This is a genomic window from Dactylosporangium sp. NPDC000244 (assembly GCF_040300725.1).
Classification (GTDB): domain Bacteria; phylum Actinomycetota; class Actinomycetes; order Mycobacteriales; family Micromonosporaceae; genus Dactylosporangium.
Window position 1 is genome coordinate 302,644 of the sequence record NZ_JBEPEH010000006.1, and the last position, 15,515, is coordinate 318,158.

Annotated in this window: 4 protein-coding genes; 2 read left to right on the forward strand and 2 right to left on the reverse strand. The window is 77.3% G+C overall.

Annotated elements, in window-relative coordinates; translation table 11 throughout:
* The first annotated feature begins 3 nt into the window (after positions 1 to 3).
* Entirely contained in the window at positions 4 to 648 is a 645-nt protein-coding gene (locus ABT369_RS11130; protein ID WP_350611588.1) for an HAD-IA family hydrolase, read from the forward strand.
* On the opposite strand, the gene ABT369_RS11135 is transcribed toward ABT369_RS11130, so the two are convergent.
* Positions 633 to 1,676: a 3-dehydroquinate synthase family protein gene (locus ABT369_RS11135; protein WP_350611589.1), complete on the reverse strand. Its 1,044-nt coding sequence runs from the start codon at positions 1,674 to 1,676 to the stop codon at positions 633 to 635. The genes ABT369_RS11130 and ABT369_RS11135 overlap by 16 nt on opposite strands.
* Positions 1,673 to 2,287, reverse strand: coding sequence for a hypothetical protein (locus tag ABT369_RS11140; protein WP_350611590.1), 615 nt, complete (start codon positions 2,285 to 2,287; stop codon positions 1,673 to 1,675). Before ABT369_RS11140 ends, ABT369_RS11135 begins: the two co-directional genes overlap by 4 nt.
* Positions 2,288 to 2,492: 205 nt before the next feature.
* Between ABT369_RS11140 and ABT369_RS11145 the strand changes: the two genes are divergently transcribed.
* Positions 2,493 to 15,503, forward strand: a complete 13,011-nt coding sequence (locus ABT369_RS11145) for an SDR family NAD(P)-dependent oxidoreductase (protein WP_350611601.1) — start codon at positions 2,493 to 2,495, stop codon at positions 15,501 to 15,503.
* Positions 15,504 to 15,515 lie beyond the last annotated feature (12 nt).

The following is a 15,515-nucleotide window of genomic DNA, read 5'->3' on the forward strand; positions in this document are numbered from 1 at the left end:
CTGATGCTGAACAGTCCCGAGATCCGTGCCGTCGTCTTCGACCTCGACGGGGTGCTGGTCGACAGCACCGAGGTCATGCGCGAGGCGTTCACCGTCGCCTACGCCGAGGTCGTCGGCCCCGGCCCGGCCCCGTTCGCCGAGTACAACAAGCACCTGGGCCGCTACTTCCCCGACATCATGCGCATCATGGGCCTGCCGCTGGCCATGCAGGAGCCGTTCGTGCGCGAGAGCTACCGGCTCGCGCACCGCGTGCCGCTCTTCGACGGCGTCGAGGAGGTGGTGCAGGAGCTGCGCGAGCGCGGCCTCGGCACCGCGATCGCGACCGGCAAGAGCGGCGAGCGCGCCCGCTCCCTGCTGGAGCAGCTCGGCGTGCTGCACCTGTTCGACCACGTGATCGGCTCGGACGAGGTGGCCAACCCGAAACCGGCCCCCGACATCGTGCTGCATGCCCTGGCCCTGCTCGACGTCCCGGCCGCGCACGCGGTCATGGTCGGCGACGCGGTCACCGACATCAGCAGCGCCCGGGGCGCGAACGTCGCCGCGATCGCCGCGCTGTGGGGCGAGAGCGACGAGGCGGAGCTGCTGGCCGCCGCGCCCGACGCGGTGCTGTACAAGCCCAAGGACCTGCTGACCTACTGCGGCTGGTAGGCCGCCCGGGGCATCGCGGCCAGCGCCGCTCGCACGGCCGGCTCCGGCACGTCGCGCACCAGCTCGACGCCGCCGGGGCCGTCCAGCACGAAGGTCAGCCCACTCTTCGAAACGGACGTGGCCTTCTTGTCGGACCGCATGACCGCGATGAGCGCGTCCGCGTCGGCACCGTCCGGCAGGCCGGTCTGCAGCCCGTAGCTCGCGACGACCGCCTCGTGCTCCGCGACCCGGTCCGGGCCGATGCGGCCCAGGTGCCCGGCGAGGCGCCCGGCGAAGACGGTGCCGACGCCGACCGCCTCGCCGTGGCGCAGCGCGAAGCCGGTCGTGAGCTCCAGGGCGTGGCCGAGCGTGTGCCCGTAGTTGAGGATGTGCCGCAGCCCGCCGTCGCGCTCGTCGGCCGCGACGACCGACGCCTTCAGCCCGACGCTGGCGGCGATCTGCTCGACGACCTCGAGCCCGCGCAGGTCGCCGGCGCCGATGAAGTGGCAGCGCGCGATCTCGCCGTAGCCGTTGACCCACTCGCGGGCCGGCAGCGTCGCCAGGAAGTCGGTGTCGCACAGCACCGCGCTCGGCTGCCAGTAGGCCCCCACGAGGTTCTTGCCCTCGGGCAGGTTCACCGCCGTCTTGCCGCCGACGCTCGCGTCGACCTGCGCCAGCAGCGTGGTCGGCAGGTGCACGACGGCGACGCCGCGGTGGTAGAGCGCCGCGGCGAGCCCGACGGTGTCGGTGGTGGTGCCGCCGCCGACCGACACCACGGCGTCGGAGCGGGTCAGGCCGAAGCCGGCGAACTCCCGGCAGAGCCGCTCGACCTGCGCGAGGGTCTTGTCCGGCTCGCCGTCGCGGGCGGCCATGACATGCGTCGGCAGCCCCGTCTCGGGCACCAGCTCGGGCGGGCGGGCGGAGACGACGGCGACCCGGCGGGCGCCGATCGCGGCGAGCACGCCCGCGAGCCGGTGCCGGGCGCCCGGTCCGATGTGGACGTCGTAGCTTCGCGCACCGAGTTCGACGGTGACGGTCCGGATCGTCACGGGAGCCTCCGCACCACGAGGGCCGCCAGCGCCTGGTCGGCGCGCGGGACGCCCAGCCGGTTGAGGGTGCCGTCGGCGAGGCGGAAGAGGGTGTACTTCATGGGCCCGGTCACCTCGCCGAGCCCGGCGAGCGCCCGGTGGTACTCGGCCCAGGAGTCGTCCGCGCAGGGCTCCGGCACCGGCTGCTCGGCGAGCGCCATGAGCTTGAGCCGCACCCCGGAGCCGAGGCTCGCCGACCAGTACCGCCAGCATTCGAAGAGGAACGGGCGCCGCTCGCCGGGCGCGATCAGCCCCGCGGCCGCCCGCAGGTGGCGCACGGCCATCGGCAGCGCCGTGTCGGCGGAGAGCTCGCCGCGGCGGGCCAGCGCGAGCGCGAGGTCGCTGGCGATGGTGGACAGCTCCGGATGCGCCGGCCCATCGGCCGCGGCAACGGGCGCGACGCTCAGGCCGAGGCGCCGGGCGGCTCGCGCGCCGCAGTGGAAGCGCAGCTCGAAGCCGAAGGCCTCGCGCCGGTAGGACCAGTGGGCGCCGGGATCGGCCTCCCGCAGCCTGGCCACGGTGTCCGGGATCAGCTCCAGCAACGCCTCGTCGTCGCCGCCCGCCGGACGCAACAGTCGGGCGTACCACCAGCTTCGCGCCATCCGCGGCCGCCCTCGGGTCGTCCCAGCGTGATGCCCGACCCTAACCCGCCGCCCGTGGCCAGGAGATCCCCAAAAGTCTCGGGCGCGGCTAGGGGTCGGCAGGGGTACCGGCCCCCCGCCCGCGAACCAAGACTGTGAACGGCCCGGCCCGGCCCGACCAACGGATGTGGTGAACTTGCTGCGAACCGAGTTGATCCGGCCGATCACCGAACTGCTGCGCGAGCACGGCCGCCGCTTCGGGGCCAAGGCCGCGTTCCGCGACGCCCGCCGCGCCGTCACCTACGGCGAGCTGGAGCGGCGGACCCACTCGCTCGCCGGGAACCTCGCCGCCCTCGGGCTGGGGCGCGGCGACCGAGCCGTCATCTACCTCGGCAACCGGGTCGAGACGGTGGAGAGCTACCTCGCGCTCGTGCGGGCCGCGGCGATCGGGGTGCCGCTGAACCCGCGCTCGACCGACTCGGAGCTCGAGTACCTCCTCGAAGACTCCGGCGCGGTGCTCGTCATCACCGACGAGGCCCGCGTGGACCAGGTGCGCCGGGTCGCGGGCGACCGCCGGATCGTGCTCGTGGGGGAGGACTTCGAGGCGCTGGCCACGACCGAGCCCGCGGCGCCCCCGCCGGACGACCTCGCGCTCGACGAGCCGGCCTGGATGCTCTACACCTCCGGCACCACCGGGCGCCCCAAGGGCGTGCTCTCCACGCAGGCGAGCTGCCTGTACTCGGTCGCGGCCTGCTACGTGCCGATCCCGGGCCTGTCGGCCGACGACCGCGTGGTGTGGCCGCTACCGCTGTTCCACAGCCTCTCGCACATCGCCTGCGTGCTCAGCGTCACCGCGGTCGGGGCCACCGCCCGGATCGTCGACGGGCTCTCCGCCGACGACGTCCTCGCCGCGGTCCGCGAGGACGCCGCGACCTTCCTCGCCGGCGTGCCCACGCTCTACCACTACCTCGTCGAGGCGGCCCGGGAGTCCGGCTTCGTCGCGCCCGACCTGCGCATGTGCCTCGTCGGCGGGGCCATCACCACGGCCGCGCTGCGCCGCGCCTTCGACGAGACGTTCGGGGTGCCGCTGCTGGACGCGTACGGCAGCACCGAGACGTGCGGCTCGATCGCCGTCAACCGGCCCACCGGCCCGCGGGTCGAGGGCTCCTGCGGCCTGCCCGTGCCCGGCGTCGAGGTGCGGCTGGTCGACCCCGAGACCGGCGATGACGTGCCCGCCGGGGTCGAGGGCGAGGTCTGGGTCCGCGGCCCGAGCGTCATGCTCGGCTACCACAACCAGCCCGAGGCGACCGCGGCGGCGCTGCGCGACGGGTGGTACCACACCGGCGACCTCGCCCGCCGCGACGAGGCCGGCCACCTCACCGTCGCCGGCCGGCTGCGCGAGCTCATCATCCGCGGCGGGGAGAACATCCACCCGGCCGAGATCGAGGAGGCCCTGCGGGGCGTGCCCGGCGTCGCCGACGTCGCCGCGACCGGCCGGCCGCACGAGGCCCTCGGCGAGGTTCCGGTCGCGTTCGTGGTGCCCGGCCCCGAGGGCGTCGACCCCGCCGCGCTGCTCGCCGCCGCCCGCGAGCGCCTGTCGTACTTCAAGGTGCCCGAGGAGCTCTACGCCATCGCGGCCGTCCCGCGCACGGCCTCGGGCAAGGTGACCCGGCTGGCCCTGCTCGACCGCCCCGCGCGCCTGCTCGCCGTCGCCGGAGGCCAGCACGACCGGCTCCTGCTCGACTCCTGGACCGAGCTCGGCCCGGCCCGTCCGGGCGAGAGTACACAGTGGACCGTGGTGCTCGCCGACGGCGCGGGCGCCCCGCCCACCCCCGAGCACGTCCGCGCGGCCAACGCCGCCCTGCGCGCCCACGTCGAGCACCGGCTCGCGGCCGAACGCCTCGTCATCGTCACCCACGGGGCGGTGTCCGCGGTGCCCGGCGAGCCGATCCACGACCCCGTGTACGCGCCCGCCTGGAGCTGGCTGCGCCTCCTGCAGGCCGAGCACCCCGACCGGCTGCGGCTGCTCGACCTCGAACCCGGCACCGACCCGGCCCCGCTGATCGTGGACGACGAGCCGCAGGTCGCGGTGCGCGGGGGCGTCCGCCGCGCCCCCCGCCTGGTCCCGGCCCGCTCGATCGAGGCGGCCTCAGCACCGCTGGGCCCGGTGCGGGTCATCGGCGTCGGCACGGCGTTGTCCGGCCACCTCGAGCAGGCCTACGCACTGGACGGGACCGTCCCGACCGTCGTCGTGGCCGTCGGCGGCGACGCGGACGAGGCCTGGCGCATCGCCGCGACCGCGCGCGACGTCCCCGCCGAGAGCCGGCTCATCGTGCTCACCTCGCTCGCCGGCCTCCGGGGATCGGCCGCGGACACGGATCTGGTCGCGGCCGAGGCCTACGCGCGCGGGATCGCCGCGCGGCACCCCAACGGGCTCGCCCTCGCCGGCGACCCGTCCACCCGGGAGGGCCGCGCACTGTTCGACGCCGCGCTGCTCACCGGCGCGACGGCCGCCACCGCGTGGCCGACCGGCGCGACTCCGACCGGCCCGGCGGCGGCCCTGCTCCGGCGCGGCCCGGCCGGCGTCCCCCGGCCCCGCAGCGGCGACGGCGACGCGCTGCGGGACCGGCTGCGCGGGCAGCCCGCCGTCCAGCGCCGGCACACCCTGCGGCAGCTCGTGCACGCGTGCGCGGACGCGGTGCTGCCGGCTGCACACGGTACTGATGCCGACCGCCCTTTCAAGGCGCTCGGCTTCACCTCCCTGCAGGTCGTCCAGCTGCGCGACCGGATTCGCGCCGAGACCGGCCTCGCGCTGCCGTCGACCCTGGCCTTCGACTACCCGACGCCGGCGCTGCTCGCCGAGCACCTGGCCGGGCTGCTCCTGGGCTCGTCGCCCGCGCCCGCCGCCGACGACCCCGCCCCCGCCGCCGCCGGCGAGCCGGTGGCCATCGTGGCCATGGGCTGCCGGCTGCCCGGCGGGGTGAGCAGCCCGGACGAGCTGTGGGACCTGGTCGCGCGCGGCGGCGACGCCATCGGCGAGTTCCCGGCGGACCGCGGCTGGGACCTGGCGCGCCTGCGCGACGGGGCGAGCGCGACCCAGCTCGGCGGATTCCTCTACGACGTCGCCGACTTCGACGCGGAGTTCTTCGGCATCTCGCCGCGCGAGGCCCTCGCCATGGACCCGCAGCAGCGGCTGCTGCTGGAGACGTCGTGGGAGACGGTCGAGCGGGCCGGGCTCGACCCGGGGGCGCTGCGGGGCAGCCCGACCGGCGTCTTCTTCGGCGTCATGCACCACGACTACGCCACGGGGGTCGAGGCGGGGGAGCTGGAGGGGTACCTCGGCACCGGCACCGCGGGCAGCGTCGCCTCCGGGCGGGTCGCCTACGCCCTCGGCCTGGAGGGCCCGGCGATCAGCGTCGACACCGCGTGCTCGTCGTCGCTGGTGTCCCTGCACCTGGCCGCGCAGGCGCTGCGGGCCGGCGAGTGCTCGCTGGCGCTGGCCGGCGGGGTCGCGGTGATGGCGAGCCCGCAGGTCTTCGTCGAGTTCTCCCGGCAGCGTGGCCTGTCCCCGGACGGGCGCTGCAAGGCGTTCGCTCAGGGCGCCGACGGTACGGCCTGGTCGGAGGGCGTCGCCGTGCTGCTCCTGGAGCGCCTGTCCGACGCCCAGCGGCTCGGCCATCCCGTGCTCGCGGTGCTGCGCGGCTCGGCGATCAACCAGGACGGCGCCTCCAACGGCCTCACCGCCCCGAGCGGCCCCGCGCAGCAGCGGGTGATCCGCCGCGCCCTGGCCGGCGCCGGGCTCACCGCGGCCGACGTCGACGCCGTCGAGGCGCACGGCACCGGCACCCGCCTCGGCGACCCGATCGAGGCCCAGGCGCTCATCGCCACCTACGGCCAGGGCCGGGACACTCCCTTGTGGCTCGGCTCGCTGAAGTCCAACATCGGCCACGTCCAGGCCGCGGCCGGGGCCGCCGGCGTCATCAAGATGGTCCTCGCCATGCGCCACGGCGTGCTGCCGCGCACGATCCACGTGGACGAGCCGACCCGCGAGGTCGACTGGTCGGCCGGGGCGGTACGGCTGCTGACCGAGGCCCGCGAGTGGCCCGACGCCGGCCGCCCGCGCCGCGCCGCCGTCTCCTCGTTCGGCGTCAGCGGCACCAACGCCCACGTGATCCTCGAGTCGCCCCCGGACCCGGCTCCCGCGCCGCCCGCCGAACCCTCCGCCGACCTCCTGCCCTGGCTGCTCTCCGCCGCCTCGCCCGAGGGGCTGCGCGCCCAGGCCGGCCGGCTGCTCGCCTGGGCGGACGACCAGCCCGCCGCCGACATCGGCTTCTCCCTGGCCACCACCCGGGCCGCGCTCACCCACCGGGCCGTCGTGGCCGGTGGCGACCGGGACGGTCTCGCCGCGCTCGCCGCCGACCGGCCCGCGCCCGGGCTGCTCACCGGCGCCGCCGAGCCGGGCCGCCTCGCCGTGCTCTTCACCGGCCAGGGCAGCCAGCGCGCCGGGATGGGCCGCGAGCTGTACGAGCGCTTCCCGGTGTACGCCGCCGCCTTCGACGAGGCCTGCGCGCTGCTCGACCCGCGCCTCGCCGACGTCGTCCGCGACGGCTCGCTGCTCGACCAGACCGAGTTCACCCAGGCCGGGCTCTTCGCGCTCGAGGTCGCCCTGTTCCGGCTCCTGGCATCGTGGGGCGTGACGCCGGACGTCGTCGGCGGGCACTCCGTCGGCGAGCTCGCCGCCGCCCACGCCGCCGGGATCCTCTCGCTGCCGGACGCGGCCCGCCTGGTCACCGCCCGCGGCCGGCTCATGCAGGCCCTGCCCGCCGGCGGCGCGATGGTCGCCGTCGAGGCGGCCGAGGACGAGGTCGCCCCGCTGCTCTCCGAGCGGGTGAGCATCGCCGCGCTCAACGGGCCGCGGGCGACGGTCATCTCCGGCGACGAGGACGCCGTGCTCGCCGTGGCCACCCGGCTGCGGGCCGAGGGGCGGCGGACCCGGCGGCTGCAGGTGTCGCACGCGTTCCACTCGGCCCGCATGGACCCGATGCTCGACGCGCTCGCCGAGGTCGCGGCCGGGCTCACCGTGCGCCCCGCCGAGCTGGCGCTGGTGTCCAACGTGACCGGCGCCGTGGCCGACGCGGGGCTGCTCGCGGACCCGCGGTACTGGTCCCGGCACGCCCGCGAGGCGGTCCGCTTCCTCGACGGCGTCCGCGCGCTGCCCGGGCTCGGCGTCACCACCGTCCTCGAGGTCGGCCCCGGCGGCGTGCTCACCGCCCTCGGCCCCGACTGCGACGCCGGCGACCTCGGCTTCGTGGCCGCGCTGCGCGACGGCGGCACCGAGGTGGCCGACCTGCTCGCCGCGCTCGGCCGGCTGCACGTGCGCGGGGTTCCCGTCGACTGGGCCGCGCTCCACGAGGGCCGCGGCCGGCGGGTGCCACTGCCGACCTACGCGTTCCAGCGCACCCGGTTCTGGCTGCCGGAGACCGGCCCGGCCGAGCGCCGGGGCGGGCTCTACGAGATCGGCTGGGCGCCGGTGCCACCCGGCACCGAGCCGGCGACGCTCCTGCGGGCCGAGTCCGCCGCGGACGGCCCGCTGCCGCAGCGGGCGCGCGAGACCGGCCGCCGGGTGCTCGCGTCGATCCAGCGGTGGCTCACCGACCACGACCACGGTCGCCTGGTGATCGCCGTCGACCCGGCCGACCCCGCCCAGGCCACGGTCCCGGGCCTGGTGCACTGCGCCCAGGCCGAGCACCCGGGCCGGTTCGGGCTCCTCGAGGCCGGCACGGACCCGGAGCTGCCCGCGGACGAACCCTGGCTGGCCGTCCGCGACGGGCGGCTGCTCGCCGCCCGCCTGCGCCCCCTGAGCGGCACCGGCGGCCACGCCCCGAAGCTCGCGGGCGGCGCCGTGCTCGTCACCGGCGGCACCGGCGGCCTCGGCCGGCTCGTCGCCGCGCACCTCGCCGCCGGGTACGGCGTCGCCGAGCTGGTTCTGGTGTCCCGCCGCGGCACCACCGAGCCCTGGGTGCAGGACCTGATCGACACGGGCGTGCGGGTCCGCGTGGTCGCCGGCGACGTGGCCGACCGGGCGACCCTCGCGGCCGCGATCGAGCCGGTCCGCGACCGGCTCGTCGCCGTCGTGCATGCCGCCGGGGTGGTCGACGACGCCGTCGTGGCCAACCTCGGCGACGAGCGCTGGGACCCGGTACTGCGCCCGAAGGTCGACGGCGCCTGGCACCTGCACGAGCTGACCGCCGGCCTCGACCTGGCCGCGTTCGTGCTGTTCTCGTCCGCGTCCTCCACCCTCGGCGGCCCCGGCCAGGGCAACTACGCCGCCGCGAACACGTTCCTCGACGCCCTCGCCGCGCACCGCCGCGCCGTCGGGCTCCCGGCCACCACCATCGCCTGGGGGCTGTGGGCGCAGGCGGCCGGGATGGGCGGCCGCCTGCGCGACGTCGACGTGGCCCGCGCCGCCCGCGCCGGCACCCGAGCCCTGAGCGACGCGGCCGGCCTGCACCTGCTCGACGCCGCCCTGCGCGCCGACCGGCCGCACGTCATCGCCATGGACCTCGACCACGCCGCCCTCGACCCCGGGGCGGCCCTGCTGCGCGAGCTCGCCCCGGCCGTGCGGCACGACGATCCGCTGGTGGAGAAGCTCCGGGCCATGGACCCGGACGAGGGCACCGCCCTGCTGCTCGACCTCGTCCGGACCAACGCCGCCGTCGTACTGGGCCACGCCGGACCCGACCGGATCGTCCCCGCCCGCGCGTTCAAGGACGCCGGCTTCGACTCGCTCATGGCGGTCGAGCTCGGCCAGCGGCTCAGCGCCGGCACCGGCCTGCGGCTGCCCGGCACCACGATCTTCAACCACCCGACCCCGCTGCTGCTCGCCGGGCACCTGCGCCACCGGCTCCTCGGCGACGCCGCCCCGACGGTGGCGCCCGACGCGCCCCGGGCGGCGACCGGCGAACCGATCGCGATCGTGGCCATGGCCTGCCGCTTCCCCGGCGGCGTCGGCTCGCCCGAGCAGCTGTGGGATCTGGTCGCCGCGGGCGGGGACGCCATCGGGCCCGTCCCCGCCGACCGGGGTTGGGACCTCGACGCCATCTTCGACCCCGAGCCGGGCGTGGCCGGGCGGACCTACGTGCGCTCCGGCGGGTTCCTGGACGGGGTCGCCGACTTCGACGCCGGCTTCTTCGGCATCAGCCCGCGCGAGGCGATCGCCATGGACCCGCAGCAGCGCCACCTGCTCGAGGTCGCCTGGGAGGCCCTGGAACGCGCCGGGCTCGACGCGACCGCGCTGGCCGCGAGCCGCACCGGCGTCTTCGTCGGCACGCACGGGCAGGACTACGCGGCCCAGGCCGCGGGCGGCGACGAGGCCGACGACGGGCACCTGCTCACGGGCTCGTCCGGCAGCGTGCTGTCCGGCCGCGTCGCCTACGCGCTCGGGCTCGAGGGCCCGGCCGTCACCGTCGACACCGCGTGCTCGTCGTCGCTCGTCGCGCTGCACCTCGCCGCCCAGTCGCTGCGGCTGGGGGAGTGCGAGCTCGCTTTGGCCGGCGGGGTCTCGTTCATGTCGAGCCCGTCCGGGCTGGTGGGCTTCAGCCGCCAGCGGGGCCTGTCGCCGGACGGGCGGTGCCGGGCCTTCTCCGACGCCGCCGACGGGTTCGGGATGGCCGAGGGCGCCGGGCTCGTCGTGCTCGAACGGCTCTCCGAGGCGCGCCGGCTCGGGCACCCGGTGCTCGCCGTCGTGCGCGGCTCGGCGGTCAACTCCGACGGCGCCTCGAACGGGCTCACCGCCCCGAACGGCCCGTCCCAGGAGCGCGTCATCCGCCAGGCCCTCGCGAGCGCCGGGCTGGCCCCGGCCGACGTGGACGCGGTCGAGGCGCACGGCACCGGCACGCCGCTGGGCGACCCGATCGAGGCGCAGGCGCTCATCGCCACCTACGGCCAGGAGCGCCCGGCCCCCGTGCTGCTCGGCTCGGTCAAGTCCAACATCGGGCACACCCAGGCCGCCGCCGGGATCGCGGGCGTCATGAAGATGGTCCTGGCCATGCGGGCGGGGATCGTCCCGGCGACCCTGCACGCGGACACGCCGACCTCGCACGTCGACTGGTCGGCCGGCGCGGTCGAGCTGGCGGCCGAGGCCCGGCCATGGCCCTCCACCGGCCCCCGCCGGGCCGGGGTCTCCTCGTTCGGCATCAGCGGCACCAACGCCCACGTCATCATCGAGCACGTCCCCGCCCCGGAGCCCCCGGAGGAGCCCGCCGCGGAGCCCGAGGCTGGGACGCCGGTGCCGTGGACGCTGTCGGCGCGCACCCCGGACGGCCTTGCCGCGCAGGCCCGGCGGCTGCACGCGCGGCTCGGCGCCGAGCCGGACCTGCACCCCCGCGACATCGCGCACACCCTGCTGGGCCGGGCGGCGCTGGAGCACCGGGCCACCATCGTCGGCGGCGACCTGATGGCCGGCCTGGCCTCCCTCGCCGACGGCACCCCGTCCGCCGCCGTCGCGCTCGGCCGCGCCGAACCGCCCGCCCGGGGCGCTGTCTTCGTCTTCCCCGGGCAGGGCTCGCAGTGGACCGGCATGGCCGCCGAGCTGCTCGACACCTCGCCGGTCTTCGCCGAGCGGATGGCCCAGTGCGCCGCCGCGCTCGCCCCGCACGTCGAGTGGTCCCTCGACGACGTGGTCCGGGGCCGCGCCGAGCCCGGCCTCCTGGAGCGGGTCGACGTCGTCCAGCCCGCGCTGTTCGCGATGATGGTGTCCCTCGTCGAGGTGTGGCGGTCGCTCGGCGTCGAACCCGCGGCCGTGATCGGCCACTCCCAGGGCGAGATCGCCGCCGCGTGCGTCGCCGGCGCCCTCACGCTCGAAGACGCCGCGATGGTCGTCGCCCGCCGCAGCCGGGCGCTGGCCGCGCTGGCCGGGGGCGGCGGCATGGTCTCGCTGCCGATGCCCGCCGACGAGGTCCGGGCCCACCTGGTCGCCTGGGACGGCCGGCTGGCAATCGCCGCCGTCAACGGCCCCGGCTCGGTGGTCGTGGCCGGCGAGGCCGAGGCGGTCGAGGAGCTGCTGGCCGGCTTCGACGGGCGCGCCCGACGCATCCCCGTCGACTACGCCTCCCACTCGCCGGCCGTGGAACGCATCGAGGCCGACCTGCTCGACGCCCTGGCCGGGGTCCGTCCCCGCCGGGCCGAGCTCGCGTTCTACTCCACCGTCGAGGCGGCCTGGGCCGACACGTCCACATTGGACGCCGCCTACTGGTACCGCAACCTGCGCCGCCCCGTGGAGTTCCACCGCTCCGTCGAGGACCTCCTGGACCAGGGCTACCGCGTGTTCGTCGAGGCGAGCCCCCACCCGGTCCTGACCCGGCCCATCGCCGACACCGCCGAGGCCGCCCGGCGCGACGACGCCGTCGCCACCGGTACGCTCCGGCGCGACGACGGCGGCCTCGAACGGGTGCTGCGCTCGGCCGCCGACCTGCACGTGCGGGGCGTGCGGATCGACTGGCCCGTGACCGGCCGGCTCGTGGACCTGCCGACCTACGCGTTCGACCACCGCCGCTACTGGCCGACCGCTTCGGGGGCGACCGGCGACGTTGCCGCCGCGGGCCTCACCGGCCTCGACCACCCGCTGCTGACCGCGTCGGTCACCGTCGCGGGCACCGACGGCCTGCTGCTCACCGGGCGCGTCTCCCGCCGCCTGCAGCCCTGGCTCGCCGACCACGTCGTGCTCGGCCGGACCCTGGTGCCGGGGACCGCGTTCGTGGAGCTGGCCGTGCGGGCCGGCGACGAACTCGGCTTCGGCGCGCTGGACGAGCTCGTCGTCGAGGCGCCCCTCACGCTGGACGGCGACGCCGCCGTGCGCCTGCAGGTCGCCGTGGCCGCCCCCGACGACACCGGCCGGCGACCCGTGTCCGTCCACTCCCGGCCCGCCGACGCCCGGCCCGACGCCCCGTGGACCCGCCACGCCGCCGGTCTGCTCGCCCCGAGCGCACCCGCGCCCGGCTTCGACCTCGCGACCTGGCCGCCGCTCGGCGCCCGCCCGGCCGACGTCGAGCAGTTCTACCCGCGCCAGGCCGAGGCCGGCTACGAGTACGGCCCGGCGTTCCAGGGCCTGCGAGCCGTGTGGATCCGCGGCGACGAGGTCTTCGCCGAGGCGGAGCTGCACGCGCCCGCCGCCGGGTTCGGGCTGCACCCGGCACTGCTGGACGCCGCGCTGCACGCGGCCACCTTCGCCGGTGTCGGCCGCGCCGAGCCCGGCCGGGTCATGCTGCCCTTCGCGTGGAGCGGCGTCGCCCTGCACGCCACCGGCGCGACCACGGTGCGGGTCCGCGCGGTCCCGGCCGGCGAGCACGCGATGTCCGTCCAGCTCGCCGACGAGGCCGGTGCCCCGGTCGCCGCGGTGACGTCCCTCGCGCTGCGCCCGGCCGCCGCCGACTCCCTCGGCACCAGCGGGCCCGGCGTCGCCGACTCCCTCTTCGTCGTGGACTGGACGCCGCTGCCCCGCCCGGCGGTGCCGGCGGTGAGCGCCGCCGCGACGACCGTGCACATCGCGGCCGACACCGCGGCGGACACGCCCGCGCGGGCCCGGCTGGCGGCCGCCGCGGCCCTCGCCCGGGTGCAGGAGTGGCTGGACGACCCCGCGGCCGACGCGTCGACGCTGGTCGTGGCGACCGAGCACGCCGTGGCGACCCGGGCCGGCGAGCCGGTCGACGCCGCCCTCGCCACCGTGTGGGGGCTGCTGCGCTCGGCCCAGACCGAGCACCCGGACCGGTTCGTCCTGCTCGATCTGGACCGCCCCGACGCGCTCGACGGCGACCTGCTCGACACCGTGCTGGCGGCCCAGGAGCCCCAGCTGGCCGTCCGCGGCGCTCAGCTGTTCGCGCCGCGGCTCGCCCGCGCCGAGCCCGGTCCCGAGCTGGTCCCGCCGCCCGGCACCGCACCCTGGCGGCTGGACTCGCTGGGCCGGGGAACGCTCGAGAACCTGGCCCTCGTACCGCACGATCCCGGCCTGGCCCCCCTCGGCCCGACCGAGGTCCGGGTCGCGCTGCGCGCCGCCGGCGTCAACTTCCGCGACGTGCTCAACGCCCTCGGCATGTACCCGGGCGACGCGGGCCTGCTCGGCGGCGAGGGGGCCGGCGTCGTCACCGAGGTCGGCGCCGGCGTGCCCGACCTGCACCCCGGCGACCGGGTCCTGGGCGTCTTCGACGGCTCGTTCGCCACGCTCGCCGTCACCGAGCGCGGCCTGCTCGTGCCCGTCCCGCCCGGCTGGGACTGGGCCCGCGCCGCCGCGACCCCGGTGGTGTTCCTGACCGCCGCCTACGGCCTGTTCGACCTCGCCGCCCTGCGACCCGGTGAGGCGGTGCTCGTGCACGCCGGGGCCGGGGGCGTGGGCATGGCCGCCATCGGCCTCGCCCAGGCCCGCGGCGCCGAGGTCTACGCCACCGCGAGCCCCGACAAGTGGCCGGTCCTGCGCGAGCTCGGCCTGGACGAGGACCACATCGCGTCCTCCCGGACCCTGGAGTTCGAGGACCGCTTCCTCGCGGCCACCGGCGGCCACGGCGTCGACGTGGTGCTCAACTCCCTCGCCGGCGACTTCGTCGATGCCTCCCTGCGGCTGCTGCCCCGCGGCGGCCGGTTCGTCGAGATGGGCAAGACCGACCGGCGCGACCCGGGCGAGGTCGCGGCCCGCCACCCCGGCGTGGACTACCGCGCCTTCGAGACGGCCGACGCGGGCGTGCCGCGCCTTCAGGAGCTGCTCCTGGACGTGGTCGACCGGCTGGACCGGGGCGAGCTGCGCCCGCTGCCGGTCGCGAGCTGGGACGTCCGCCGGGCGCCGGACGCGTTCCGCCACCTCAGCCAGGCCCGCCACGTCGGCAAGGTCGTCCTCACCCTGCCCCGCCCGCTCGACCCGGACGGCACCGTGCTCATCACCGGCGGCACCGGCCTGCTCGGCGGGCTGGTCGCCGAGCGGCTCGTCACCGGGCACGGCATCCGGTCGCTGGTGCTCGGCAGTAGGCAGGGCCCCGGCGCGCCCGCCGCCGCCGAGCTGCGCGAGCGCCTGAACGCCCTCGGCGCCGAGGTCACCGTCGTCGCCGGCGACGTCGCCGACCCGGCCGACGTGGCCGCCATGCTCGCCGCCGTGCCCGCCGGGCGCCCGCTGACCGCCGTCGTGCACGCCGCCGGCCGCCTCGACGACGCCCCGGTGACCGCCCTGAACCCGCGGCGCCTCGACGCGGTCTTCGGGCCGAAGCTCGACGGCGCCTGGCACCTGCACGAGCAGACCCGCGACCTGGACCTGGCCGAGTTCGTGGTCTTCTCCTCCGGCGCCGGCATCTTCGGCGTCGCCGGCCAGGCCAACTACGCGGCCGCCAACGCCTTCACCGACGCCCTCGCCGCCGACCGGCGGGCCGCGGGCCGTCCGGCCCGCGCGCTGGCCTGGGGCCTGTGGGAGCAGACGAGCGCGATGACCGCCGGGCTCGGCGAGATCGACCGGGCCCGGGCCGCCCGCGCCGGCCTGCTCGCCCTGCCGACCGGGCTCGGCCTCGACCTGTTCGACGCGGCCCTGCGCACCTCGGCGTCGCTGCTCGTGCCCACCCGGCTCGACCTCGCGGCGCTGCGCCGCCCGGCGCCCGGGGCCCGGGTGCCGGCGCTGCTCGGCGGGCTCGTCGCCCGCCGCCCCGCCGTGCGCCCCACCGCCGGCGGTCCGGCCGGGGCCGCGGGCCTGGCCGACCGGCTCGCCGGACTGCCGGCCTCGGTCCAGCTCGGCCACCTGCTCGAGCTCGTGCGGGCCGAGGCGGCCGCCGTGCTCGGCCACGGCACCGCGGAGGACATCGACCCGGTGAAGGCGTTCAGCCAGGTCGGGTTCGACTCGCTCACCGCGGTCGAGCTGCGCAACCGGCTGACCCGGGCGACCGCGGTCCGGCTGCCGGCCACGCTCATCTACGACCATCCCGACCCGACCGCGCTGGCCCGGCACCTGCAGGCCGAGCTCGTCCCGGTCGCCGCCGCGCCCGAGCCGTCCATCCTCGACGAGCTCGACCGGCTCGAGCGCGCGTCCGTGGACCCGGGGCTGCGCGAGGCGGTCGCGGCCCGCCTCGAGGCGCTCGCCGCGCGGTGGCAGGCGGCGGGCGCGGCCGAGGCCGACGTCGACCTGGACCAGGCGACCGATGACGAGCTGTTCGCGCTGATCGACGACGAGCTCGGGCTGTCGTGACCGAGAACGGGG